The organism is Streptomyces sp. NPDC093591, from assembly GCF_044764885.1.
Taxonomy (GTDB): Bacteria; Actinomycetota; Actinomycetes; order Streptomycetales; family Streptomycetaceae; genus Streptomyces.
Genome location: NZ_JBIWIY010000025.1, coordinates 33807 through 58968, shown reverse-complemented (window position 1 = coordinate 58968; position 25162 = coordinate 33807). Strand labels below are relative to the sequence as shown.

Sequence of the window (25162 nt, the reverse complement as noted above, 5' to 3'; positions counted from 1 at the left end):
TGACGGATCGTCGGACAGCCGGTGCCACAAGCACACGCCCGGCCCCGCACGGCTCATCGCGCCCGACCGTCCCTGGAGGCTGCATTGCGAGGATCCGTCACCGCCATGGCCGCTGCGGCACTGCTGTTCCCGCTGCTGGGCGCCGCCCCGTCCGATGCACGGAGCCCGGAGTACCGCCTGCAGTCGGCCTTCGCCTCCGCGGCCGCCGAGTACCACGTGCCGCAGAGCGTCCTGCTCGGCGTCTCCTATCTGCAGTCCCGCTGGGACGCGCATGCCGGGGCGCCCAGTGTGACCGGCGGCTACGGCCCGATGCACCTCACCGACGCCCGCACCGCGCTCGCCGAGGGGCCGCCGCACCACAGCGACGGCTCGGAGGACGCACGCGGCGACGACGCCCGCGCGCCCCTGCTCCCCAAGGCGAAGCTGCCGGAGGTCGCGGAGATCCCGGCCCGCCTCAGAACGCTGCCGAGGGCGGCCGAACTGACCGGGCTCAGCGCCCGGCAGCTGCGTACGGACCCGGCGGCCAATGTGGCCGGCGGTGCCGCTCTGCTCGCCGCCGCGCAGAAGGAGCTGGGCGCACCGCTGAGTTCCGACCCGGCGGACTGGTACGGCGCGGTGGCCCGCTTCTCCGGCGCCGAGGACACGGCGACGGCGAGGGCGTACGCCGATGACGTCTACGACCTGCTGCGCACCGGCCACAAGCGCGCCACGGACGCGGGCCAGCTGGTCGCCCTGGCCGCCCAGCCGCGTCTCTCCCCCGACACCGGGCAGCTGAGGCGGGCGGGGCTGCGGACGCTCGATCCCGCGGGGACGGAATGCCCGGCGACGGTGTCCTGCGAGTGGATCCCGGCGCCGTACAAGCAGTTCGGGGACGGCGACTACGGCAACCACGACCTGGCCGATCGTCCGGCCTCCCCGGGCATCGACCACATCGTCATCCACGACACAGAGGGCGCCTGGGAGGGAGTCCTCACCATGGTGCAGGACCCCACCTATGTGTCGTGGCAATACACACTGCGCTCCACGGACGGTCACATCGCCCAGCATGTGAAGGCCAAGGACATCGCCTGGCACGCGGGCAACTGGTACGTCAACGCCAAGTCGATCGGTCTGGAGCACGAGGGTTTCCTGGCGCGGCCGGACGCCTGGTACACGGAGGCGATGTACCGGTCCTCGGCCCGCCTGGTGACGTATCTGGCGAAGAAGTACGGCATCCCGCTGGACCGGCAGCACATCCTCGGCCACGACAACGTGCCGGGTCCGACCTCGTCGACGGTCAGCGGTATGCACACCGACCCCGGCCCGTACTGGGACTGGCGGCACTACTTCGAGCTGCTCGGCCGCCCCTTCGAGGCCACCGCGGGCCCGAACGGCGGACTGGTGACGATCCGCCCCGACTACGCCGCCAACCGGCCCCGGTACACCGGCTGCGTCAGCGCGGGCGTGCCCTGCGCGGACCACGGATCGAGCGCGGTGCGGCTGTACTCCGGGCCCGGCGAGTCGTATCCGCTGATCAAGGATCCCGGCCTGGGCTCGACTCCGACCACCGGGGTGAACGATCTGTCCTCGCGGGTCTCGACCGGTCAGCAGTACGCGGTGGCCGGCCGGAACGGCGACTGGACGGCGATCTGGTACCTGGGCCAGAAGGCGTGGTTCAAGAACCCGAAGAACAACCCGACCGCGGTGAACGCCACCGGCCTCGTGGTGACACCCAAGGAGGGTCGGAGCAGCGTCCCGGTGTACGGGCGTGCCTACCCCGAGGCCTCCGCCTATCCGGCGGGCGTACCCGCCCAGGCGGTGTCGCCGCTGCCGTACACCTTGCCCGCGGGCCAGAGGTACGCGGTGGGCGACAGGGTGCCGGGCGAGTACTACTACGCCGTGACCTTCGACGGGCCCCGCCGGGCCGTGGTGGGCAAGGACCTCTACTACGAGATCCAGTTCGGCCATCGGGTGGGGTTCGTGCGGGCGGCGGATGTGCGGGTGGTGGCGTCGGGTTCCTAGCCTGGGTCAGTCCTCCTTCTTCCAGGTGTAGCGTCGGCCGGCGACCGCCTTGAAGGTCAGTTCCCCGTCCTTGAACAGGTCGCTGCGTACGGTGAGTTCACGGGTCCGGGACGCCGTCAGGACGATGCGGGTCGCCCGTCCGGCCGCCCACTCGATGTCCAGGGTGGCCCCGCCGCGGGCCCGCAGGCCGTGCACCGAGCCGGCCGGCCAGGTGGCGGGCAGGGCGGGCAGCACTTCGATGGCGTCGTACTGGCTCTGCAGGAGCATCTCCACGATGCCGGAGGTGGCGCCGAAGTTGCCGTCGATCTGGAACGGCGGGTGGGTGTCCCAGAGGTTGGGCAGAGTGGAGGACTTGAGCTGTTCGCCGAGCATCTTGTGGGCGTGGTCGCCGTCGCGCAGCCGCGCCCAGAAGTTGATCTTCCAGGCTTTGGACCAGCCGGTGCCGCCGTCGCCGCGCGCGGTCAGGGAGACCTTGGCGGCCTCGGCCCACTCGCTGCCGGGTTCGATCTGCCGTCCGGGGTGGAGGGCGAACAGGTGCGAGACGTGCCGGTGGGTGTCGGTGCGGTCGTCCAAGTCCTCCTTCCACTCCTGGAGTTGGCCCCAGGAGCCGATGCGCAGACCGGGGTCGAGCCGGTTCAGCGCGTCTTCGACGCGGCGACGGAAGTCGGGCGTGTCGCCCAGGATCCGGGCCGCTTCGAGGGTGTTGGTGAACAGGTCGTGGACGATCTGCTGCGACATGGCGGCGCCGGCGGTGAAGTCGCCGTGCTCGGGCGAGTAGCTGGGGGTGACGACGAGCGTGCCGTCGCGGGGATCGGTGCGCAGGTTGTCGAGCCAGAACTCCGTGGCTTCCTTCATCACCGGGTACGCGGTGGTGCGGAGGTAGGCGGTGGAGCCGCCGAATCTGTAGTGCTCGTACAGCTGCTGGGTGAGCCAGGCCGCCGCCTCGGGGAACCAGAACGCGGTCGCCCAGTCGTGCACGCCGGTGAAGCCGTACGGGTTGGTCTCGTTGTGCACGACCCAGCCGCGCGAGCCGAACATCTCCTTCGCCGTACGGCGTCCTGGCGCGCGCAGGGCCTCGACGAAGCGGTCGTACGGCGCCGTCGTCTCGGCGAGGTTCGCGGCCTCGGCGGGCCAGTAGTTCATCTGGATGTTGATGTTGGTGTGGTAGTCCGCCGACCACGGGGGTGTGGTGCTGTTGTTCCAGACGCCCTGGAGGTTCGCGGGCAGGGAGCCGGGGCGTGAGGAGGCGATGAGCAGGTAGCGGCCGTACTGGAAGTACAGGGCTTCCAGGGCGCGGTCGGCCGGGCTCGCGCCGCCGGTGTAGGCGGCCAGGAGCGCGTCGGTGGGCACCTCTGCCGACAGTGCCTGGCCGATGTCGAGGGCGACTCGGCGGAACAGGGCTCGGTGGTCGCGGGTGTGCCGCACGAGCAGTGCCTCGTAGCGGTCGCCCGCCTGCTGCACGGCGCGGGCGACGGCGGCATGCGGGTCCGGGCCTCGGTGGTCGGGGTAGGTGTCGGCGTAGTCCGTGCCCGCGGCCAGCACGAACCATGCGCTGTCGGCCCCGGTCACGGTGATCGTGCCGTCGGTGCCGGACGTGACGGTGCCACCCTGGCTGTGCACGCGGACCTGTGCCTCGAAGCGCAGTCCGTTGTCGGCGAGCTCGCCCCGCACGGTCAGGGTTGCGTCGGCGGTGGTGGCCGTGAAGTCGGGGCGCGGCGAGGTGTAGCGCAGGGTGAAGGTGACGTTGCCGGGCCGGTCGGCGCTGAGCCGGCCCACGATCACGCCGTCGGGGTGGGAGGCGAAGAACTCCCTTTGGTAGTGGACGCCTTGGTGGGTGTAGGAGACCGAGGCGACGGCGTTGTCGAGGTCGAGTCGGCGGCGGTAGTCCTCGGGGGGCGTCGTCGGGGCGCCGGGCAGGTCGAGGTGGAGGTCACCGAACGTCTGGTGGGCGCCGTACCCGATCCGTGGCTGGCCGAGCCGGTCGGCCACCGACTCGGGGTCGAGGGTGGTCCGGGCGTCGAGGTCGTCCTGGACGGCGGTGATCGCGTCGGGGCGGGGTGCGCGCCAGTTGCCGTGGTCGTAGCCCTGGGCGGAGCCGGGGCCGCCGGTCCACAGCGTCTTCTCGTTGAACTGAAGCCGTTCGGAGGCGAGGGTGCCGAACACCGTGGCGCCGAGTGCGCCATTGCCGATGGGCAGGGCCTCGCGCTCCCAGTCGGCGGCGGGGGTGGCGTACCAGAGCACGGTCGACTCCCTCGATACATCGGAGGAATCAGCGGCGGCTGCTTCGGGGGCGCCGACTCCCAGAGCCAGCGCGCCGACCCCGCTGACCGCACCTTTCAACGTGTTCCGTCGAGTGATCTCATACGGCTCATGCGACATGACCCCTGACGCTAGAGGTCCGATGACTCTGCGGCAAGGGTCATGACAATATGTGCGGCCCCCGAAGAGCGGGGTCTTGAGGTGGGAGGACTCAGCCCTGCTGGAAGAGCTCCGCGGGCAGCGGCTTCAGGAGGGCGTACAGATCGTCGGTGATGGGGCGGTCCCAGGCGGCGATGGTCACCAGGACGTTGTCACTGCGGTCGAACTGCACGCAGGAGATCCGGCTCTCGGAGAGCTTCAGACGGCGCACGATCAGGAGGTTGTCGCCCTGCATCACGGGCACGTCCTCGCTGCCTACGACGGTGACCTCCTCGTCGTTCTCCAGGGCCAGCAGCAGCTGCGCGACCTCGAACGGGATCTCGCCCTCGTCGACCTCGCGGGCCGGGGAACCCTCGGGCAGATTGCCGATGATCATCGCGGGGCCGCGGCCGCCGAAGAGGTCGTAGCGCAGGAAGACGCCCTGGCAGCTGCCGTCCGGGGCGGGCAGCAGCCCGGCGCCCAGATTGCCGGGCCAGTCGCCCGGGTCCATGGCCAGTACGTCGAAGTCGGGCCCGGCGGGCGTGGCGCTGCGGCGGCGGAGGAACGACATGTCGCCATGGTACGTGGCCGGGCCTGCTGCGTGACGTGCGGGCATGGGTTCGCACGCTCCTCCCTGACGCGCGAGCGGGACTACCCGGGTGCTCCGCGACGCCGTCGCCGGGCGCGTAATTCCGTTGCCGGGCGACATAGGCGCGTCCTACGGTCCCGATCATGCTGCCCCCCGTGGAAACAGACGAGGAATGGGACGCCGTCGTCCCCGACGAGAAGGTGATGCGGGCCGGGGCGGAGGACCTGTGCGGCCGCCTGGGCCTGTCCGGTCTCCCGCTGACGCGATTCCCGGAGGGGTCGCAGCCGGTGTACGCCGTGGGCGACGAGCACGTCCTCAAGCTGTTTCCCGGAGCCGCCGCCCGGGACGGCATCGCCGAGGGCCGCGTCCTGTCCCATGTCCAGGGGCTGCTGCCCGTCCCGACGCCGCGCGTGTACGACGCCGGTGCCTACGAGAACGGCTGGCGGTACGTCCTGATGTCCCGGCTGCGCGGCGAGAACCTGGCCGGCGCCTGGGACCGTGTGCCACGCGCCGACCGTGAGCGGCTCGTCGCCGAGATCGGTGAGGCCCTGGCCGTCCTCCACGCACTGGATGCCGCGCCGCTCGCCGACGTCCTCGGCCCCGGGGACTGGGGCGCGTTCGTGGACCGGCAGCGTGCGGGGGCCGTGGAGCGGCAGCGCGAGCGCGGTCTGCCGGCCGCCTGGCTGGAGCAGATCCCCGAGTTCCTCGCCTCGGTCCCGCTGCCGCGGACCCCGCGCCGTTCCCTGCTGCACACCGAGGTCATGCGGCAGCACCTCCTGGTCGATCCCGACGGCTGGCGCCTGACCGGGCTCTTCGACTTCGAACCGGCCATGATCGGCGACCGCGCGTACGACTTCGTCGGCGTGGGGGTGTTCGTGACGCGCGGCGATCCACGACTCCTGGCCCGCCTCACCGAGTCGTACGGCACCGTCTTCGCCCCGGCCGAGCTGCTCGCGTACACGCTGCTGCACGTGTACAGCAATCTCCCTTGGTACATACGGGAGTTGGGCGCCCCGGCCGACGGTACGCTGCCGTCCCTGGCCGAGGCCTGGTTCGGCACGGCGTGACGCGCCCCTACGTCCCGCTCGCTCCTGTTCACTCCCGCGGCGGCGCGGGCGGCACCACGGCCACCGGGCTCGCCGCGTGCAGCAGGACCGCCTGGGTCACCGAGCCCATCATGCGCGCGGGGGCCAGCAGGCGGCGTCGGTGGCGGCCCACCACGACCAGGTTCGCGTCCCGGGAGGCGGCGACGAGGTGGCCTGCCGCGTCGCCCGGGGCGACGTAGGACTCGGCGTGGACGTCGGGGTGACGGTCGCGGTGCGGGGCGAGGAAGCCCTCCGCGAGGGTGCGGGTCTCGTTCTCGACGGCGTCCTGGTCGACGGGCGGCGGCACGATCTGGCTGGGGGCCGCCGTCCAGAGGTGGGCCGGCCACGCGTAGGCGGCGACGACCTGGAGTCGGGCGCCGCGCAGGGCCGCCTCGGCGAAGGCGAAGGACAGCGTGGCCTCGTCGGGGCTGTCGACCTGCAGACCGACGACGACCCGCGGCCCCGGTTCGGCCGGCATGCCGTCGTGGACCTGGCGTCCCGGCTTGGGCACCACGACGACCGGGCACTCGGCGTCGCGTGCGGCGGCCATGCCGTTGGAGCCGAGCAGCAGGCCGGCGAAGCCTCCGCGCCCACGGGAACCGAGTACCAACAGCTGGGCGTCGGAGCCCAGTTCGGGCAGTGCCACGGCGGGCGCGCCCTCCAGGGCGAGGTACTCCGTCTCCGGCCGCTCGACCCGCCCCGCCAGATAGCGGTGGACGCGGTCGAGCACCGGATCGTCCTCGGGTCGCGGTCGCCCGGCGGGCAGCATGTCGGGCTTGGCCCAGGCGGCGTACTGCTGCACGTGGACCATCCGCAGCGGCGCCTCGCGCGCCAGGGCTGCCTCGACGGCCCAGTCCAGCGCGACCAGGCTGTCGTCCGAGCCGTCGACCGCCGCGATGACCGGCAGGGTGCTCATGGGTTCCTCACCTCCGGATACGACCTTGCCCCTCCCGGGGTCAGCCTGGCTCAGGCCTCGGCCCCAGGGGGGTTCTCAAGGTCGCGTGTCCGGGAAAACGGGCGGAACACACCCGGATCGGAGCCCGAAGAACGCGGTCCGGTCGGTCAGCTCAGGTCAGGTCGAACTCGCCCTCCCTTGCGCCCGACACGAAGGCACCCCATTCGGCGGGTGTGAAGATCAGGGAAGGGCTCTCCGGGCGGCCGCTGTTGCGCATCGCGATGAACCCCTCGACAAAGGCGATCTGGACATCCCCCAGACCGCGGCTGCTCGAGTGCCAGTCGGCGTTGCTGAGGTCGAGCTCCGGCTTGTCCCAGCCCGTGAGCGGCTGCTGGATGGTGGTGCTCTCGGCCACGTCCGTGCTCCTCCCGATTCGCGTCGTCCGCGGGTCAGCCTAGCGATCGGTTCCGAGTGTCGACAGGCCACGTGAGGGGGACCTTTGCCGAGTCGTCTCCACGGCTGTCCGGGGAGTCCGCTCAGGCGTCCGGGGGCTCGGAGCCCACGAGCCACATGGAGAAGAACTGGGACCCGCCGCCGTAGGCGTGCCCGAGCACCTTGCGGGCCCTGTCGACCTGGTGTTCCCCGGCCTGTCCGCGCGCTTGGAGGGCCGCTTCCGCGAAGCGGATCATGCCGGAGGCCCCGATGGGGTTGGTGGACAGGACGCCGCCCGACATGTTGACGGGCAGGTCCCCGTCCAGCTCGGTCACCCCGGACTCGGTGAGTTTCCAGCCCTCGCCCTCGGCGGCGAAGCCGAGGTTCTCCAGCCACATGGGCTCGTACCAGGAGAACGGCACGTACATCTCGACCGCGTCGATGTCCCGGCGTGGATCGGCGATCCCCGCCTGCCGGTACACGTCGGCCGCGCAGTCCTTGCCCGCCTGGGGCGAGACGAAGTCCTTGCCCGCGAACATGGTGGGCTCGCTGCGCATCGCGCCGCCGAGCATCCAGGCGGGCGGGCGAGGCGCGCGGGCGGCTCCGGCGCGGCCGGTGAGGATCATCGCGCAGGCGCCGTCGGAGGAGGGGCAGGTCTCCGAGTAGCGGATCGGGTCCCAGAGCATGGGCGAGGCCTGGACCTTCTCCAAGGTGATGTCATGCTCGTGGAGGTGCGCGTAGGGGTTCTTCAGGGCGTTGCGCCGGTCCTTGTAGGCGACCAGCGAGCCGACGGTGTCGGGCGCGCCGCTGCGCCGCATGTACGCGCGCACGTGCGGCGCGAAGAACCCGCCCGCGCCGGCCAGCAGGGGCTGCTGGAAGGGGATCGGCAGGGACAGGCCCCACATGGCGTTCGACTCGGACTGCTTCTCGAAGGCGAGCGTCAGCACGGTGCCGTGGACGCGGGCGGCGACCAGGTTCGCGGCGACGAGGGCCGTGGATCCGCCGACCGAACCGGCCGTGTGCACCCGGAGCATGGGCTTGCCGACCGCGCCGAGCGCGTCGGCGAGATACAGCTCCGGCATCATGACGCCCTCGAAGAAGTCGGGCGCCTTGCCGATGACGACGGCATCGATGTCGGCCCAGCTCAACTCGGCGTCGTCAAGGGCCCGTTGAGCGGCCTGCCGGACGAGCCCGGCGATGGACACGTCCCGGCGCGCCGCGACGTGCTTGGTCTGACCGATGCCTACGACGGCCACGGGCTCCTTGCTCATCGCGGATCCCCTTCGAGTACGGCGACCAGGTTCTGTTGCAGACAGGGGCCGGACGTGGCGTGCGCGAGCGCCCGGTCGGACTCGCCCCGGTGGATGCGGGCGGCGGCCTCTCCGATGCGGATGAGCCCGGCGGCCATGACGGGGTTCGCGGCGAGCGCCCCGCCGGACGGGTTCACGCGCACGCTGTCGTCGAGCTTCAGCGCCTTGCGCAGGACGACCTCCTGGGAGGTGAAGGGCGCGTGCAGCTCGGCGGTGTCGACGGGCCGTTCGAAGGCGCCGGCCTTCTCGGCGGCGAGGCGGGTCGAGGGCGAGTCGGTCAGGTCGCGCACGCCCAGGCCATGGGCCTCGATGCGGTGGTCGACGCCGCGGATCCAGGCGGGCCGTGCGCACAGTTCACGGGCCCGCTCCCCCGCCGCGAGGATCACGGCCGCGGCCCCGTCGCCGATGGGCGGGCAGTCGCCGGTACGCAGCGGTCGTACGACGTACTCCCCCTGGGGCACCGAACCGCGCAGCTGTGCATGGGAGTTGGCGGTGGCGTCGGTGCGGCTGCGGGCGGCGACGGCGGCGAGCGCGGGTTCGTCGGTGTCGCCGGCGTCGATGAGGGCCTGGGCCTGGAGGGCGGCCAGGGCGACGGAGTCGGGCCAGAGGGGGGCGACGTAGTAGGGATCGAGTTGCCTCGTCAGGACGTCACGCAGAGGGCCGGGTGAGGACTTGCCGTAGGAGTAGACGAGCGCGGTGTCGGCGTCGCCCGTCAGTAGCTTGGTCCACGCCTCGTACAGCGCCCACGCGCCGTCCATCTCGACGTGCGACTCGGAGATCGGCGGCCAGGCGCCGACGCCGTCGAGGGCGAGGGTGAAGGAGAAGGCGCGGCCGGCGAGGTAGTCGCTGGAGCCGGAGCAGGTGAAGCCGATGTCGGCGGTCTTGAGGCCGGTCTGTGCGAGCACGTCGTGCAGGACCGGCATGAGCATCTCCACCTCGGAGAGCTCCTCGCTGGTGCGCCGGTGGTCGGTCTGGGCGAAGGCGACGACGGCGACGTCCCTGACCGGCAGGTCCCTGGTCATCTACACCAGCTCCTTGTACGTGTCGTAGTCCGCGTCGGGCTCGCCGGTCGGCCGGTAGTGGTCGGGGTAACGGGCCCCCTCCGTCCACACCGGTTCGACGCGCAGGCCCATGCGCACCTGGTCGTACGGGATGCCGCCGATACGGCCGTGCAGGGCGAGGTCGGCGCCGTCGAGGGCGATGTGGGCGTAGACGTACGGCACTTCGATGTCGAGGTTCTTCGCCTTGATGTTGACGATGCAGAACGTGGTGACTGTGCCGCGGGGACCTACCTCGACCTGTTCTGATGTGGCGACCCCACATGTGGGGCACGCACCCCTCGGGGGGACGTACACCTTGCGGCAGGAGGGGCAGCGTTCGCCGACGTTCCGACGGTCGGCCAGGGCGTTGATGTAGGCGGTCTGGGCACGGCCTGGTGAGTAGGTGTAGTCGAGGCGTGCGCGGGCGACGATGCCGGTGACCGGGTCCTGGAACTCGCCGGTGTGGCTCGTCGGTTCGGCGGGGCGGCCGTCGTCGCCGTCGTCGTACGGCTCGAAGCAGGCGATGTCCGTGATGGCGCCGGTGCGTTCCCCGGCCCAGCGGACGCGGACGCGCATGCCGGTGTGCACGGCGTCGGGGCCGGGGGCGTCGAGTGCGTGCAGGAGGGCGGTGTCGGCGCCGTCGAGGCGGATCAGGGCCCAGGCGAAGGGGGTGTCGAGGGGCTGGTCGCGGCGGGGGGCGTGGTTCCATGCCCAGGTGGTGACGGTGCCGGTGGGGGCGACCTCGACCAGGTCGCGGATCTCCTCGGCGGTGACGGGGTCGTACTCGACGGGCGGCACGAGGGTGCGGCCGTCGCTGGTGCGCACCCCTAGCACGACGCGTTCGCGCAGGCCGGTGAGGAAGGCGCTCTGGACGGGGCCGAGGGAGCGGGTGAAGGGGAACTCGACGACCAAGGGGGCTTTGAGGACTTCGGGCACGGTGACTCCCTCGTCAGGAACGTTTGTAGACGGGCGGTCGTTTCTCCGCGAAGGCGCGGGCGCCCTCCTTGGCGTCGGCGGTGTCGAAGATCGGCCAGCCGCGCTTGAGTTCGGCGGCGAGGCCGTCGGTTTCGGTCATCTCGGCGGTGTCGTAGACCGACGCCTTGACGGCCTCGACGGCCAGTGGGCCGCAGGCGTTGATCTGCTCGGCGATCTCCAGAGCCTTGGTCAGGGCCGTGCCGTCGGGGACGACATGGCCGATCAGGCCGATGTCGGCGGCCTCCTGCGCGCTGTAGGGGCGGCCGGTGAGCAGCATCTCCAGGGCGTGCGTGCGGGGAATCTGCCGTTGCAGGCGGACCGTGGAGCCGCCGATCGGAAACAGGCCTCGTTTGGCTTCGAAGAGCCCGAAAGTCGCCGACTCACCCGCGACCCGGATGTCCGTGCCCTGCAGCATCTCGGTGCCACCCGCGACGCAGTACCCCTCGACGGCGGCGATCACCGGTTTGCGTGGACGATGGTGGCGGAGCATCGCCTTCCAGTGCAGGTCGGGATCGGCTTTGAGCCGGTCGCGGTAGTGCTCCCCCGCCATGCCGTTTCCGGCGAGGGCCTTGAGGTCCATGCCCGCGCAGAAGCAACCCCCCGCCCCCGTGAACACGATCGAGCGGATCGAGTCGTCCGCGTCGGCCTCGACCCAGCCGTCGTACAGACCGACCAGCATCGGCAACGAGAGCGCGTTCTTCGCCTCCGGCCTGTTGAGCGTGAGCACCAGCGTGGCGCCCTCGCGCCGCACGGTGAGGTGTTCCGTCCCACCCATGACCCGTCTCCCCTCTGCCAGAACGAGAACAGGTTGCAGTAGGCGCGGAGGCACTTCAAGGGTTTTCTGACAGACAGTCAGATTCTTTTGCGCGAAGGCTTCACAGTTGTGCCGCCCTTTGCTCTGATGACCGGCAGCCGGTGGAGAGCGAGGTCAGGAGGAGCGGTGGAGTACAACCTTGCCGACCTGTTCGAGTCGGTCGTCGACGCGGTTCCGGGCCGCGAGGCGCTCGTGTACATCGACCACCCGGGCACGGGCGCGCAGCGCCGTCTGACGTACGCGGAACTGGACGCGGCCGCCAACCGGATCGCGCACCATCTGATCGACAGCGGGATACGTCCCGGCGAGCACCTGGGGCTCCACCTCTACAACGGCATCGAGTACGTGCAGACGGTACTGGGCTGCCTCAAGGCGCGGGTCGTTCCGGTCAACGTCAACTACCGCTATGTGGAAGAGGAGTTGGTGTACCTCTACCGGGACGCCGATCTGGTGGCCCTGGTCTTCGAGGCGGAGTTCACGGACCGGGTGGCGGCGGCGTTGCCGCGGGTGGAGGGGCTACGGCACCTGGTGCGGGTCGGCGAGGTGGCGCCTGGTGCCGCCGCCGCTCCGGTCGTACCCGCCGTGGCGTTCGCGGATGCCGAGGCCACCGGGTCGCCCGAGCGGGGGTTCCCGGCGCGGTCGGGGGACGACCAGTTCATCATCTACACCGGCGGCACCACCGGGATGCCGAAGGGTGTGATGTGGCGTCAGGAGGACCTGTTCTTCTCGGGGCTGGGCGGCGGCGCGCCGACCGGTGAGCCGGTGAAGAAGCCGCAGGAGCTCGCCGAGCGGGTGGCGGCGGGCGGCGAGGGGATCACCTTCTTCCCCACTGCCCCTCTGATGCACGGCACGTCCACGCTGACCGCCTTCATCGGCTTCAACTTCGGTCAACGCGTCGTGATCCACCGCAAGTTCGTGCCCGAGGAGGTCCTGCGCACGATCGAGAAGGAGAAGGTCACCAGCGTCTCGCTGGTCGGCGACGCGATGCTGCGGCCGCTGGTCGACGCGCTCGGCGGGCCGATGAAGGGCACGGACTGCTCGTCGATGTTCAGCGTGTCGTCGTCCGGCGCCATCATGTCCGACACGGTGCGCCGCCAGTTCCAGGCACTGGTCCCGAACGTGCTGCTCCTGAACAACTTCGGCTCCTCGGAGTCCGGCTTCAACGGCACCGCCACCGAGGACTCCGGGCCCGGCCGGGGCTTCCGCATCCGCGTCAACTCCCGTACGCGGGTGGTCGATCCGGCCACGCACGAGCCGGTCGCCGTGGGCGAGGTGGGCCGGATCGCGCAGTGCGGACACGTGCCGCTCGGGTACTACAACGACCCGGCGAAGACCGCCGAGACCTTCTTCGAGCAGGACGGCGAGCGGTGGGTGCTGCTCGGCGACATGGCCACGGTCGACGAGGAGGGCGTCGTCACCGTGCTGGGCCGCGGCTCGCAGTGCATCAACACCGGGGGCGAGAAGGTGTACCCGGAGGAGGTCGAGCAGGCGCTCAAGTCCCATCCCGACGTGTACGACGTACTGGTGGCCGGGGTGCCGGACCCGAAGTGGGGCCATCATGTGGCGGCCGTGGTGCAGTTGCGCACGGGTGCGGTACGGCCGTCGCTGGCGGACCTCCAGACCCACTGCCGCTCCCACCTCGCGGGATACAAGATCCCCCGCCAGCTGGTGATCACGGACTCGATCCGGCGCTCGCCCAGCGGCAAGGCGGACTACCGGTGGGCGCGGGAGACGGCGGTGGCGGCGGTGGCAGCGGCGGACGGGTGAATTCCGGACAGGTCCGATTGAACCTAAGGTGACGTGCGGACGTACTCGTGGTGGCAGGCTCGATCGTTGGGCGCTGTTTGCCATGCCATCGCAAGACCGCACAGGAGGACCTCCGGGTGTCGCAGGAGGCAGCAGCAGAGCAAGTAGCACGCGAGACAGAAGAAGCGGAGACGACGGAGACGGTCGAGACCGCCGAGGGTGCCGAGGCGGTCGACAGCGGCGACACGGCCGAGGCCACCCCGACCGCCGAGGCGGTCGAACCGGCCGGAGCCGCCAAGGCAGCCGAACCGGCCGACGAGACCAGCGCGCCCCGCCCCGCGGATCGGCCCGGCTGGTTCGGCTGGCGCCGTCGTTACCCCCGCGCCGCACGTGCCGTGCGGGTGGGGACGAGCGTCCTGGCCGGTGCGCTGGTGCTCGCCGCGCTCCTCGTGCCGAACCGCCTCGACTGGATCACTGTCCAGCAGTTCCTCCGTCTCCCCCTCGAGGCGATCTTCCTTGCGGCCGTCCTGCTCGCGCTCCCGACGAAGGCACGGCGGATCACGGCCGTCGTCCTGGGGGCGTTCCTCGGGCTGTCCACGATTCTCAAGTGCCTCGACATGGGCTTCCGCCAGACCCTGGCGCGGCCGTTCGACCTGGTCTTCGACTGGGTTCTGCTGAACAACGCGGCGGATTTCCTGAAGGACTCGCTCGGCCGCACGGGTGAGGTGCTCGTGGTGATCGGGGTGATCGTCCTGGTCGTCGCCGTGCTCGTGGTGAGCGCGCTCGCGGTGGTGCGGCTGGCGGATGTACTGGCCCGGCACCGCCCCGTGGCCGTGCGCACCACGCTGGTCCTCGGCGTCGTGTGGATCATCTGCTTCACGCTGGGGGCGCAGTCCGGCGGGGTCACCATCGCCACCAAGAGCTACGCCCAGTACCTCGCCAACCGCGTGCAGTACGTCCGCGACGGGCTCGGGGACGCCGAGGTCTTCAAGAAGCAGCTCCCTGTCGACGCCTTCGCCAAGACCCCGCCCGACCAGCTGCTGACCGGACTGCGCGGCAAGGATGTCATGTTCACCTTCATCGAGAGCTACGGCCGGGTGGCCATCGACGATCCGGCGATGGCACCGGAGGTCGACGCGACGCTCAAGGAGGGCGACGCCAGGCTCAAGGCGGCCGGCTTCGCGTCGCGCAGCGGCTGGCTCAGGTCACCCGTGACGGGCGCCGGCAGCTGGCTCGCCCACTCGACGTTCCTGTCCGGTCTGTGGGTCAAGAACCAGCAGCGGTACCGGACTCTCACCACCAGTGACCGTGCAACCCTCACCAGCTACTTCCAGAAGAGCGGCGCCTGGCGCACCGTCGGCATCGTCCCGGGCGTCCGGAAGTCCTGGCCCGAGGGCAAGTACTTCGGCCTCGACCACATCTACGACTCCACCCACCTCGGCTACCAGGGCCCGTACTTCAGCTGGACGCCGGTGCCCGACCAGTTCAGCCTGGAGGCCTTCCAGCGTCTGGAGCACGGCAAGAAGGACCGCGGGCCGCTCATGGCGGAGATCATCCTGGCCTCCAGCCACAACCCCTGGTCCCCCAACGCCCGCATGGTCGACTGGGACGAACTCGGCGACGGCTCGGTCTTCCACCAGATCAAGAAGGAGGGCACGGACCCCAAGGAGGTCTGGAAGGACCCCGAGCGCGTGCGCACCGAGTACCGTCGCGCCATCGAGTACTCGCTCCACAGCCTCACCGAATGGGTCGAGCGCTACGGCACCGACGACACGGTCCTCGTCTTCCTCGGCGACCACCAGCCCGTCCCGACCGTCACCGCCGGCGACACGAGCAAGGACGTCCCCGTCACCATCGTCGCCCGCGACCAGAAGGTCCTGGACAGGATCGCCGACTGGCACTGGACCGACGGTCTCAAGCCCGCGCAGAACGCGCCGACCTGGGGCATGGACAAGTTCCGCGACCGTTTCATGACGGCGTACGGGCCGCAGAGGGGTTGAGCACGTGGGGCTGGGCCGTTCGGGCATCGCCGAGGTGCGGAGCAGTCGTATGGCGTAGCAGGACGCGCCGGTGAGCGGGTGGCGTCCCTACGGTCGCAATGACGGTCACCGAGACCGCAGGACCGAAAGGGAGCGCCCGTGAAGAGACGCATCCACGCGATATGCACGGCAGCGATCACCGTGCTCGTCACCGCCGGGCCGGCGGCCCACATGGCCCACGCCAACAGCGACATGGACTGCAACGACTTCGCCTTCCAGGAAGACGCGCAGGCGGAGTTCAACCGCGACCCCCGTGACCACGATCGCCTGGACGAGGACCGGGGCAGGCACGACGGCATCGCCTGCGAGGTGCTGCCGCGCCGCCAGGCGGCCGTCTCGCCGCCTCTGCCCACACACACGCCGCTGCCCACCCAAGGCGTCAGGGGCGGCCTGGGCGGCAGCACGGGGCCGGCGGACTTCGAGGTGGCGCTGGGAGCCGGTCTGGCCGTCGGGGCGGTGGCTCTGGGCGCCGGATTCGTCGTGTACCGGCGTCGGCTCAGCCGCTGAAGCGGGGCGCGTACGGGCGTACGGGCCCCAGCCCCGGCTGCTGAGGCGTGCCGACTTCTCTCACTCCGCCAGGAACGTCTCCACGGCCGCCAGGAACTCCTCGGGCCGGGTCTCGTGGACCAGATGTCCCGTGTCGAGGGTCACCAGCCGGGTGTCGGGGATCAGGTCGGCGAGTACGGCGATCTGCTCCTGGGGGATGAGGCTGGTGGATCCGTCCCCGATCAGTAGCGTCGGCATGGTGATCCGGCCCATGTGGTCCCGCCACACAGGATCGGGGGCGTTGCGCTGCTCATCGGTCGCCCGCACCATGGCCCAGTCGAACGGCAGCTCCCCGTCCGGCCGTTCGACGGGCGGGCGTGGCGGATCGAGCGGGAACGGTGCCGGTACGTCCTCCAGGACCAGCCGACGTACGGCCTCGGGCGAGTGCTGCGCGAAGAGGTAGGCGACCGCGCCGCCGAGCGAGTGGCCGACGACATCGACCCGGTCGAGGCCGAGGGCGACGAGGAACGCTCGTATGTCGTCGCGCATCACCTCGTACCGGTAGACCTCGGGCCCCGCGCCCGGATCCGTGCCGGGCCAGTCGCTGCGCCCGTGCCCCCGCAGATCAGGCGCGTACACCCGACGTGGGCACGGCTCCGCGACCAGCCCTTCCGCGATCCGGGCCCAGTCCGCGCCGTCGGCGCCGCGGCAGTGCAGCAGGAGAACGGGCGGCGCGTCCTCAGGGCCCCAGGCGCGGTAGGCCAGGGTGATGCCGTTCGCCTTGACCGTGCGGCATGTGGTGTCCACAGCGGCACGGTAGCGGACCGGAGTTGAGCCACGCGGAGCGCCGGGAAGTGCCCGGCTCGGCCCAGAGGCCCCCGGCTACCCGGCCCCCCGGCTCCCCGGCTCCCCGGCTCATGACCGGCCCAGCACGTCCTGGCCGTCCACCACGTCGTGCGGCGCTTCTGCCGTCGGGTCGAGCTCGGGCTCGCCCCCAGCGGCTGCCGGTCGCTCCGGCGTCGCGCGCCTTCCCAGACGCGCCGTCAGACGGGTCGCCAGGGGTTCCGTGTAACGGGCGGTGAGCGGGCCCAGGATCACCAGGATCAGTACGTAGGCGGTGGCCAGCGGGCCCAGCGACGGCTCGATGCCGGCGGTGACGGCGAGCCCGGCGATGACGATGGAGAACTCGCCGCGGGCCACCAGCGTTCCGCCCGCCCGCCAGCGGCCCTTCGCGGAGATCCCGGCGCGTTTCGCGGCCCAGTAGCCGGTGGCGATCTTCGTCAGCGCGGTGACGACGGCCAGGGTGAGCGCGGGCAGCAGCACCGGCGGGATGCTCGCGGGGTCGGTGTGCAGGCCGAAGAAGACGAAGAACACGGCGGCGAACAGGTCCCGCAGGGGCGCCAGGAGGTTGTGCGCCCCCTCGGCCACCTCACCGGACAGCGCGATGCCGACCAGGAACGCGCCGACGGCGGCCGAGACTTGGAGCTGCTGGGCGAGCCCGGCCACGAGGAGGGTCAGGCCGAGCACGACGAGCAGCAGCTTCTCCGGGTCGTCGCTGGAGACGAACCGGGAGATGTGGCGGCCGTAGCGCACAGCGAGCAGCAGGACGAGCCCCGCCACGCCGAGCGCGATGGCGAGGGTGACGCTGCCCGCGGCGAGACCGGCACCGGCGAGCAGGGCGGTGACGATCGGCAGGTAGACGGCCATGGAGAGGTCTTCCAGGACCAGGATGCTCAGGACGACCGGTGTCTCGCGATTGCCGAGCCGCCCGAGGTCGCCGAGGACCTTCGCGATGACGCCGGAGGAGGAGATCCAGGTGACGCCGGCCAGTACCACGGCGGCGACCGGTCCCCAGCCGAGCAGCAGCGCCATGACGGCACCCGGCAGGGCGTTGAGCACGGCGTCGACGAGCCCGGCCGGGTACTGGGTCTTGAGGTTGGAGACCAGATCGCTGGCCGTGTACTCGAGGCCGAGCATGAGCAGCAGCAGGATCACGCCGATCTCGGCGCCGATGGCGACGAAGTCCTCGCTGGTGCCCAGGGGAAGCAGCCCGCCCTCGCCGAACGCGAGCCCGGCCAGCAGGTACAGCGGGATCGGCGAGAACTGGAAACGCCCGGCGAACCGGCCCAGCAGGCCCAGGCCGAGGATGATCGCGCCGAACTCGATGAGGAAGACCGCGGAGGAGTGCATCGCGGCTCACTCCCGTCCGAGTATCGCGGCGGCCGTCTCCACACCCTCGCGGGTGCCGATCACGATCAGGGTGTCGCCGCCGGCCAGCCGGAAGTCCGGTGCCGGCGAGGGGATGGCCTCGGCGCGGCGCAGCACGGCCACGATGGACACGCCGGTCTCGGTGCGCATCCGGGTCTCGCCGAGCAGCCGTCCGTTCCAGTGCGACGTGGCGGACAGTTCGATCCGCTCGGCGACGAGGCCCAGCTCGGTGGTGGACAGCAGGTTGGGGCTGTGGTGCGCCGGCATCAGCGCGTCGATCAGCGTGGCCGCCTCACCGGAGGTGAGCCGCACCGACAGCGCGCAGGCGTCCGGGTCGTCCTTGCGGTACGCGCTCAGCGTCCGTGATCCGTCCCGGTGGGCGACCACCGACAGGCGGCGCTGTTCGCGCGTGGTGAGGTCGTAGCGGACCCCGATACCGGGCAATGGCGTACTGCTCAGACGTGGAGCGGTCACGTTGTCCCCTGTGTCGTTCAGACGTCCGGTTTCTTTACCGAACCCTAACCATTGCCGGAACTTGGCCCGACAGCCGCTCCCCCTTCCAGGAAGGTCACGACACGCCGTACGAACCACTCCGCGTCGTCCAGCCACGGGTGGTGCCCGGCGCCGGGTTGTACGGCGGTCTCGGCGTTCGGGAAGGCGTCGGCGGTGCGGTGGGCGAGCTCGGGGCCGGGGGCCACGTCGAGTTCGCCCGCGAGGACGAGGACCGGGGCATCGAGCCTGGCGAGCGCGGAGCGGGTGGCAGGCGGGTCGTAGGCGCCGTCGGAGCCGTAGATGCCGGCGGCCTCGTCGTTGAACTCGTCGTCGCCGCGGGCGTCGTGCTCCTTGGCCGCGTCGTCCCAGCGCCCGTAGAAGAAGGGTGCGAACACCGGGTCGAACTCGCCCGCTCCCGCCAGCGAGGCCCGGTACGCCGGGAAGGCCTGCGCGAACCACGGCTCGCCCTCCCTCAGCAGAGCGGCGGCCAGCCGGTCCTCGGCGGTGGCCGGCATCCCCAGCGCCCACGGGTTCGCGGTCACCAGGGCCAGCCGCGACACCCGCTCGGGATACCGGGCGGCGTACAGCAGGGCGAGGCTGCCGCCCGCCGAGTGCCCGAGCACATCCATGTGGGCCAGCCCCATGTGGGCGCGCAACACCTCCACGTCGTCCACCAGGTGGTCACAGCGGTACGTCGCCGGGTCCGCCGGTACTGCCGAGTCCCCTGTGCCCCTGAGGTCGAGCAGCACGAGCTGTCGGTGGCCGGCGAGTCCGCCCAGGTCACCCAGGTAGGCGGAGGCCCGCATCGGCCCGCCGGGCAGGACGACGAGCGGTTCGCCCTCGCCCCGCAGGTGGTAGGCGATCTCGGTCCCGTCGATCGCGGTGAAGAACGGCATGGTGCCGATCTTGGTCGTCCTGGCGCTTTCAGCGCAACGGAGTTGCCGGAAAGTGCGGCCCGCCCCCTTGCCTGATCATTCACCGCCTGGATTACTGATCCCGAACACCCGGACCGAATGATCGGTCGTCCGGATTGGCGCGGTTGGTGAGGGAGAACTCCCCATGGTGGATGCGACGGAGCTGCTGGACCCGGGGGAACGGCTCGACCCGCAGGCACTGCGGGCGTTGCAGCTGGAGCGGTTGCGGACGTCGCTTCGGCACGCGTACGACAACGTGCCGTTCTACCGGGAGTCCTTCGACAAGGCAGGCGTACGGCCCGACGACTGCCGCTCGCTGGCCGATCTGGCCCGCTTCCCGTTCACGACCAAGGCCGACCTGCGCGAGAACTACCCGTACGGGATGTTCGCCGTGCCGCAGGAGCGTATTCGCCGCATCCATGCCTCCAGCGGCACCACCGGACGCCCCACGGTCGTCGGCTACACCGACGGCGACCTTTCCCTGTGGTCCGACATGGTGGCCCGCTCCATCCGGGCGGCGGGCGGGCGGCCCGGGGACAAGGTCCATGTGGCGTACGGCTATGGGCTGTTCACCGGTGGGCTCGGCGCACACTATGGTGCCGAGCGGCTCGGCTGTACGGTCATCCCGGCGTCCGGCGGTATGACGGCCCGGCAGGTCCAGCTGATCCAGGACCTCGGGCCCGAGATCATCATGGTGACGCCCTCCTACATGCTCACCCTCCTCGACGAGTTCGAGCGGCAGGGCGTCGATCCGCGCGCCACCTCGCTGCGCGTGGGCGTCTTCGGTGCCGAGCCCTGGACGGAGCGGATGCGTCAGGAGATCGAGGAGCGGTTCGCGATCGACGCCGTCGACATATACGGGCTGTCCGAGGTCATCGGGCCCGGGGTCGCGCAGGAGTGCGTGGAGACCAAGGACGGGCTGCATGTGTGGGAAGACCACTTCCTGCCCGAGATCGTCGACCCGATCAGCGGCGAGGTGCTGCCCGACGGCGAGGAGGGCGAGCTGGTCTTCACTTCCCTCACCAAGGAGGCCATGCCCGTCATCCGCTACCGCACACGGGACCTGACGCGGCTGCTGCCGGGGACCGCTAGGGCGTTCCGGCGGATGGAGAAGATCACCGGGCGCAGTGACGACATGGTCATCCTGCGCGGGGTCAACCTCTTCCCCACACAGGTCGAGGAGATCGTGCTCCGGACGCCGGGTGTGGCACCCCACTTCCAGCTGCGTCTCACCCGGGAGGGCCGCCTCGACGCCCTCACGGTGCGGGCCGAGGCCCGCCGCGACGCCTCGCCCGAGACGCGGGACGCCGCCGCGCAGGCCATCGCGGCGGCCGTGAAGGACGGCATCGGGGTGTCGGTCGCCGTGGAGATCGTCGAACCGGAGTCGCTGGAGAGGTCCGTGGGCAAGATCCGGCGAATCGAGGACCTGCGGCCCCGCTAGCCCTCGGCGAACCGGTCCCTCAGCTCCCGCTTGAGGATCTTCCCGCTCGCGTTGCGTGGCAGCCCGTCCACGAACACCACCCGCTTGGGCGCCTTGAAGTGGGCGAGCCTCTCGCGCGCGTGGTCGATCAGTTCGGCCTCGGTCACCTCTCCGCGTGGGACGACGACCGCCGTGACGGCCTCGATCCACCGCTCGTCGGGCAGGCCGATGACGGCGACCTCGGCGACGCCCTCGTGCGTGTACAGCGCATCCTCGACCTGGCGTGAAGCGACCAGTACGCCTCCGGAGTTGATGACGTCCTTCACCCGGTCGACGATGGTGAAGTAGCCGTGTGCGTCCCGCACCGCCAGGTCGCCGGAGTGGAACCAGCCGTCCCTGAATGCCTCGGCGGTCTCCTTGGGCTTGTCCCAGTAGCCCTCGCACAGCTGCGGGGAGCGGTAGACGATCTCACCGGGCGTGCCGTCGGGCACGTCCTCGCCGTTCTCGTCGACCACACGGGCGTCGACGAAGAGGACCGTACGGCCGCAGGAGTCCATGCGGCCTTTGTGTTCGTCGGGGGCCAGCACCGTGGCCAGCGGGCCGATCTCGCTCTGGCCGAAGCAGTTGTAGAAGGCGAGGTCGGGCCATCGCTCACGCAGCCGCTCCAGTACCGGGACCGGCATGATCGAGGCGCCGTAGTACGCCTTGCGCAGGCCGTCCAGGTCGCGGTTCGCGAAGTCGGGGCGACCGGCCAGGCCGATCCACACGGTGGGCGGGGCGAACAGGCTGTCCGCGCGGCCCGCTTCGATCAGGTCGAACAGCTGATCGCCGTCGGGCCCGTCCAGGATGATGTTCGTGGCGCCGACCGCCAGGTACGGCAGGAGGAACACGTGCATCTGCGCCGAGTGGTACAGCGGCAGCGAGTGGACGGGGCGGTCGCCGGCGCTCAGGTCGAGGGCGGCGATCGCGCTCAGGTACTCGTGGACCAGGGCGCGGTGGGTCATCATCGCGCCCTTCGGCAGGGCGGTCGTGCCCGAGGTGTAGAGCAGTTGCACCAGGTCCTCGCTGCGCGGCTCGGGACCGTCGTAGGCGGCCGCCGTGGCCTGCCGCGCCAGCAGTGAGTCGTCGGCATCGCGCAGGGACAGCGCGGGGACGCCGTCCGGGAGCCGATGCGCCAGGTCCGGGTCCGTGAGGACCAGGGAGCTGCCGGACTGGCCGACGATGTACGCGAGGTCGTCGCCGGTGAGGTTGTGGTTGACCGGGACGTGGACGAGGCCCGCGCGGGCGCAGGCGAGGAAGGCGATCAGATAGGCGTCCGAGTTGTGGCCGTAGGCGCCGACCCGGTCGCCGGGCGTGAGGCCCTGGCCCAGCAGGACGCTCGCCGCGCGCGACACGGCCTCGTCGAGTTCCTCGTACGTCCAGGTGCGACCGCGGTGGTCGACCGCGACGCGTGCGGGGGTGCGTCGGGCGCTGCGGCGCAGTACTCCGTCAACCGTGCTGCCGTGTCCTGGCGTCATGACACATGATCCTCGGTGTGCCGCACAGACAGGTCAAGCATGACGGCAGGTCACCTCACCGGGGACACACGCCCGTTGACACGCTCAACGGTTCCTTCCCTCAATGACGTTGGGAGGCACGATGCGCACCCGTCCCAGACGCCTCGTCGTCGCGGCCGTCGCCCTGCTCGCCGCCACGGCCGGGCTGCCCGCGACCGCGGCCGAGCGGCAGGACCAGCACGACCGGCAGGACCGGCAGGAACAGCTCTCGCACGGCGGTCTGTCCGCCGTCGTCCGCTATACCGAGTACGGCATTCCGCACATCCTCGCCAAGGACTACGCGTCCCTCGGCTTCGGCACCGGCTGGGCGCAGGCCGCCGACCAGGTGTGCACCCTCGCCGACGGGTTCGTGACCGTGCGCGGCGAGCGCTCACGGTTCTTCGGGCCGGACGCGGCGACCGACTTCTCGCTGTCCTCGGCCACCAAGAACCTCTCCAGCGACCTGTACTTCCGCGGCGTACGCCAGACACGCACGGTGGAAAAGCTCCTCGCCGAACCGGCACCGCGCGGCCCGAGCCGTCAGGTCAAGGACCTCATGCGGGGCTTCGCGGCCGGGTACAACACCTGGCTGGAGCAGAGCCGGATCACCGATCCCGCGTGCAAGGGCGCCGCCTGGGTGCGGCCGGTCACCTCGCTGGACGTGGCCGCCCGGTTCTACGCCGTCGCCGTGCTCGGCGGCCAGGGCGGCGCCGTGGACGACATCACGTCCGCCCAGCCACCCACCGGATCCGCGGCCCGCGGCCAGGACATCGGGGCCGGCCCGGACGCCGAGACGCTGATACGGGCCGTGCGCGAGCGGACGGCCGACGCGGACATGGGGTCGAACGCGGTCGCCTTCCATGGCGATACCACAGCCAACGGGCGCGGTCTGTTGCTGGGCAACCCGCACTACCCGTGGCACGGCGGACGCCGCTTCTGGCAGGCCCAGCAGACGATTCCCGGCGAGCTCGACGTCGCCGGTGCTTCGCTGTTGGGTTCGCCGACGATCTCGATCGGCTACACCTCACATGTGGCGTGGAGCCACACTGTTTCGACCGGAGTCCCGTTCAATCTGCACAGGCTGACGCTGGATCCGGCCGACCCCACCGTCTATCTGGTGGACGGCAAGCCCGAGCGGATGAAGAAGCGGACCGTGACCGTCGCGGTCAAGGACGGCGCACCGGTGACCCGCACCCAGTGGTGGACCCGGTACGGCCCGGTGGTCGCCTCCGCCGACGGCGAGCTCCCGCTGCCCTGGACCGCAACGACGGCGTATACGCTCAACGATCCCAACGCGGCCAACATGCGGTTCGCCGACACCTCGCTCGGCTTCAGCAAGGCGCGCAGCACCACCGGCGTCCTCGCCTCCCTCGCCCGGCACCAGGGGCTCCCGTGGGTGAACACCATCGCCGCGGACTCCTCGGGGCATTCCTTGTACACCCAGTCGCAGGTGCTGCCCCGGATCACCGACGACGTCGCGGCGCGGTGTTCCACCGACCTCGGCAAGGTCACCTACCCGGCTGCGGGCCTCGCGGTCCTCGACGGCTCCCGGGGGGACTGCGCCCTCGGGCGCGACACCGACGCCGTCCAGCCAGGGACCTTCGGGCCCGCGCGCATGCCGACGCTGAAGGACGCGCCGTACGCGGAGAACTCCAACGACAGCGCGTGGCTGGCCAATGCCGACCGGCCGCTCACCGGATACGAGCGGATCTTCGGCAACATCGGCACCCAGCGCTCGCCGCGCACGCGGGGAGCGCTCGAGGACGTCGCGGCGTTGGCCGAGCGCGGCGGTCTGACCGTCCGGGATCTGGAGCGGCAGCAGTTCGCGAACCGGGTGCCCGCGGCCGACCTGGCCGCGGCCGACACGGCCACGGCGTGTGCCGCGCTGCCGGGCGGGACGGCAACAGGCAGTGACGGCAAGGCCGTTGACGTCACCGAGGCCTGTTCGGTGCTTGCGGCCTGGGATCGCACCATGGACACCGGCAGCCGGGGAGCCCTGCTCTTCGACCGGTTCTGGCGAAAGCTGACGTCGCAGGTACCGGCCGCCCAGCGCTGGAAGGTGCCCTTCTCGGCTGCGGACCCGGTGCGTACACCGAACACCCTCAACACCGCCGCCCCCGGCTTCGCCGTGGCCCTCGCGGACACGGTCGCCGAACTCCGGGCGGCGGGCATCGCGCTCGACTCCCGCCTCGGTGAGCACCAGTTCGTCGTACGCAACGGTCAGCGCATCGCCGTTCCGGGCGGCACGGAAGGGCTGGGTGTGTGGAACAAGATCGAGCCGGTGTGGGACCAGGTGCGCGGCGGTTATGCGGAGGTCACGACCGGCTCCAGCCACATCCAGGCGGTCGGCTGGAACGGCGGCCGCTGTCCCGTGGCCCGTACGCTGCTGACGTACTCGCAGTCCTCGAACCCGGGCTCGCCCCACTTCAGCGACCAGACCCGGTTGTTCTCGGGTGAGAAGTGGGTGACCGCACGGTTCTGCGAGAAGGACATCCTGTCGTCACCCGCCCTGAAGGTCATCCGCGTGCGCGAGCGCTGAGCGACTGTGGTCCCGTCCCACATGGGGCGGGACCACATAGAAGTGACAGGTGAAATTCACCCGTAGCCACAACGATGCATCAACTGCCCTTGGCCGAATGCTTCTTTTGCTCCTGCGTGCTCCTGTGCGCCCCTTTGGAGAAAGGTTTCCGGAAACCGATTGCCGCTTGGACTGGGCAGGACTTGTCTCAAGCGTCAAGTCCGTGGCACGTTCATCGATTTCACGTGCCGCGTTCGAGGGGGAGG

Annotated in this window: 20 protein-coding genes; 7 read left to right on the top strand and 13 right to left on the bottom strand. The window is 70.9% G+C overall.

Translation table 11 applies throughout. The features are described 5' to 3' along the window. Window positions 1-105 precede the first annotated feature (105 nt). Window positions 106-2001, top strand: coding sequence for an N-acetylmuramoyl-L-alanine amidase (locus tag ACIREI_RS40670; protein WP_403344493.1), 1896 nt, complete (start codon window positions 106-108; stop codon window positions 1999-2001). Window positions 2002-2007: 6 nt separating this feature from the next. Here ACIREI_RS40670 and ACIREI_RS40665 read toward each other — a convergent pair whose 3' ends face one another. Together ACIREI_RS40665 and ACIREI_RS40660 are read right to left on the bottom strand one after the other, a co-directional pair. Beyond that, a complete protein-coding gene (locus tag ACIREI_RS40665; protein ID WP_403344490.1) occupies window positions 2008-4242 on the bottom strand; it encodes a glycosyl hydrolase family 95 catalytic domain-containing protein in 2235 nt (744 codons plus the stop codon). 229 nt (window positions 4243-4471) lie between these two features. Next, window positions 4472-4969 carry a hypothetical protein gene (locus ACIREI_RS40660; RefSeq protein WP_234767165.1) on the bottom strand — a complete coding sequence of 166 codons (498 nt, stop codon included), beginning with the start codon at window positions 4967-4969 and terminating at the stop codon, window positions 4472-4474. A gap of 161 nt (window positions 4970-5130) precedes the next feature. Between ACIREI_RS40660 and ACIREI_RS40655 the strand changes: the two genes are divergently transcribed. Then, window positions 5131-6054: a phosphotransferase family protein gene (locus ACIREI_RS40655; protein WP_403344487.1), complete on the top strand. Its 924-nt coding sequence runs from the start codon at window positions 5131-5133 to the stop codon at window positions 6052-6054. Between the two features lie 28 nt (window positions 6055-6082). Here the strand turns inward: ACIREI_RS40655 and ACIREI_RS40650 are convergent, their stop codons facing one another. The 6 genes from ACIREI_RS40650 to ACIREI_RS40625 all read right to left on the bottom strand — a co-directional run bounded on the left by ACIREI_RS40650 (window position 6083) and on the right by ACIREI_RS40625 (window position 11499). Then, on the bottom strand, window positions 6083-6988 hold the full coding sequence (locus ACIREI_RS40650; protein ID WP_403344484.1) for a universal stress protein: 906 nt from the start codon (window positions 6986-6988) through the stop codon (window positions 6083-6085). 151 nt (window positions 6989-7139) lie between these two features. Further along, window positions 7140-7382, bottom strand: a complete 243-nt coding sequence (locus ACIREI_RS40645) for a DUF397 domain-containing protein (protein WP_403344481.1) — start codon at window positions 7380-7382, stop codon at window positions 7140-7142. 121 nt (window positions 7383-7503) lie between these two features. Beyond that, window positions 7504-8670, bottom strand: coding sequence for a thiolase domain-containing protein (locus ACIREI_RS40640; protein WP_403344478.1), 1167 nt, complete (start codon window positions 8668-8670; stop codon window positions 7504-7506). Further along, window positions 8667-9731 carry a thiolase domain-containing protein gene (locus ACIREI_RS40635; RefSeq protein ID WP_403344475.1) on the bottom strand — a complete coding sequence of 355 codons (1065 nt, stop codon included), beginning with the start codon at window positions 9729-9731 and terminating at the stop codon, window positions 8667-8669. Before ACIREI_RS40635 ends, ACIREI_RS40640 begins: the two co-directional genes overlap by 4 nt. Further along, complete coding sequence (locus ACIREI_RS40630) at window positions 9732-10685, bottom strand: Zn-ribbon domain-containing OB-fold protein (protein ID WP_403344472.1); 954 nt, start codon at window positions 10683-10685, stop codon at window positions 9732-9734. It abuts the gene before it with no gap. A 13-nt stretch (window positions 10686-10698) separates the two neighbouring features. Continuing rightward, the gene (locus tag ACIREI_RS40625) at window positions 10699-11499 is read right to left on the bottom strand and encodes a crotonase/enoyl-CoA hydratase family protein (protein ID WP_403344469.1); all 801 of its coding nucleotides are present in this window, start codon (window positions 11497-11499) and stop codon (window positions 10699-10701) included. 165 nt (window positions 11500-11664) lie between these two features. Between ACIREI_RS40625 and ACIREI_RS40620 the strand changes: the two genes are divergently transcribed. The 3 genes from ACIREI_RS40620 (at window position 11665) to ACIREI_RS40610 (ending at window position 15830) form a co-directional block, all read left to right on the top strand. Then, the gene (locus ACIREI_RS40620; protein ID WP_403344466.1) at window positions 11665-13305 is read left to right on the top strand and encodes an acyl-CoA synthetase; all 1641 of its coding nucleotides are present in this window, start codon (window positions 11665-11667) and stop codon (window positions 13303-13305) included. 116 nt (window positions 13306-13421) lie between these two features. Then, on the top strand, window positions 13422-15284 hold the full coding sequence (locus ACIREI_RS40615) for a sulfatase (RefSeq protein ID WP_403344463.1): 1863 nt from the start codon (window positions 13422-13424) through the stop codon (window positions 15282-15284). A gap of 138 nt (window positions 15285-15422) precedes the next feature. Beyond that, window positions 15423-15830 carry a hypothetical protein gene (locus tag ACIREI_RS40610; RefSeq protein ID WP_403344460.1) on the top strand — a complete coding sequence of 136 codons (408 nt, stop codon included), beginning with the start codon at window positions 15423-15425 and terminating at the stop codon, window positions 15828-15830. A 60-nt stretch (window positions 15831-15890) separates the two neighbouring features. On the opposite strand, the gene ACIREI_RS40605 is transcribed toward ACIREI_RS40610, so the two are convergent. The 4 genes from ACIREI_RS40605 to ACIREI_RS40590 form a co-directional block, all read right to left on the bottom strand. Then, a complete protein-coding gene (locus ACIREI_RS40605) occupies window positions 15891-16616 on the bottom strand; it encodes an alpha/beta fold hydrolase (RefSeq protein WP_403344457.1) in 726 nt (241 codons plus the stop codon). A 108-nt stretch (window positions 16617-16724) separates the two neighbouring features. After that, entirely contained in the window at window positions 16725-17999 is a 1275-nt protein-coding gene (locus ACIREI_RS40600; protein WP_403344454.1) for a cation:proton antiporter, read from the bottom strand. A 6-nt stretch (window positions 18000-18005) separates the two neighbouring features. Next, window positions 18006-18491 carry a cation:proton antiporter regulatory subunit gene (locus ACIREI_RS40595; protein WP_403344452.1) on the bottom strand — a complete coding sequence of 162 codons (486 nt, stop codon included), beginning with the start codon at window positions 18489-18491 and terminating at the stop codon, window positions 18006-18008. Between the two features lie 44 nt (window positions 18492-18535). Continuing rightward, on the bottom strand, window positions 18536-19405 hold the full coding sequence (locus ACIREI_RS40590; RefSeq protein WP_403344449.1) for an alpha/beta fold hydrolase: 870 nt from the start codon (window positions 19403-19405) through the stop codon (window positions 18536-18538). A 163-nt stretch (window positions 19406-19568) separates the two neighbouring features. Between ACIREI_RS40590 and paaK the strand changes: the two genes are divergently transcribed. Beyond that, complete coding sequence (gene paaK, locus ACIREI_RS40585) at window positions 19569-20864, top strand: phenylacetate--CoA ligase PaaK (protein WP_403344447.1); 1296 nt, start codon at window positions 19569-19571, stop codon at window positions 20862-20864. Here the strand turns inward: paaK and ACIREI_RS40580 are convergent. Then, the gene (locus ACIREI_RS40580) at window positions 20861-22360 is read right to left on the bottom strand and encodes an acyl-CoA synthetase (RefSeq protein WP_403344444.1); all 1500 of its coding nucleotides are present in this window, start codon (window positions 22358-22360) and stop codon (window positions 20861-20863) included. The two genes, paaK and ACIREI_RS40580, sit on opposite strands and share 4 nt — an antisense overlap. A 121-nt stretch (window positions 22361-22481) precedes the next feature. Between ACIREI_RS40580 and ACIREI_RS40575 the strand changes: the two genes are divergently transcribed. Next, a complete protein-coding gene (locus ACIREI_RS40575; protein ID WP_403344441.1) occupies window positions 22482-24917 on the top strand; it encodes a penicillin acylase family protein in 2436 nt (811 codons plus the stop codon). Window positions 24918-25162: the final 245 nt, after the last annotated feature.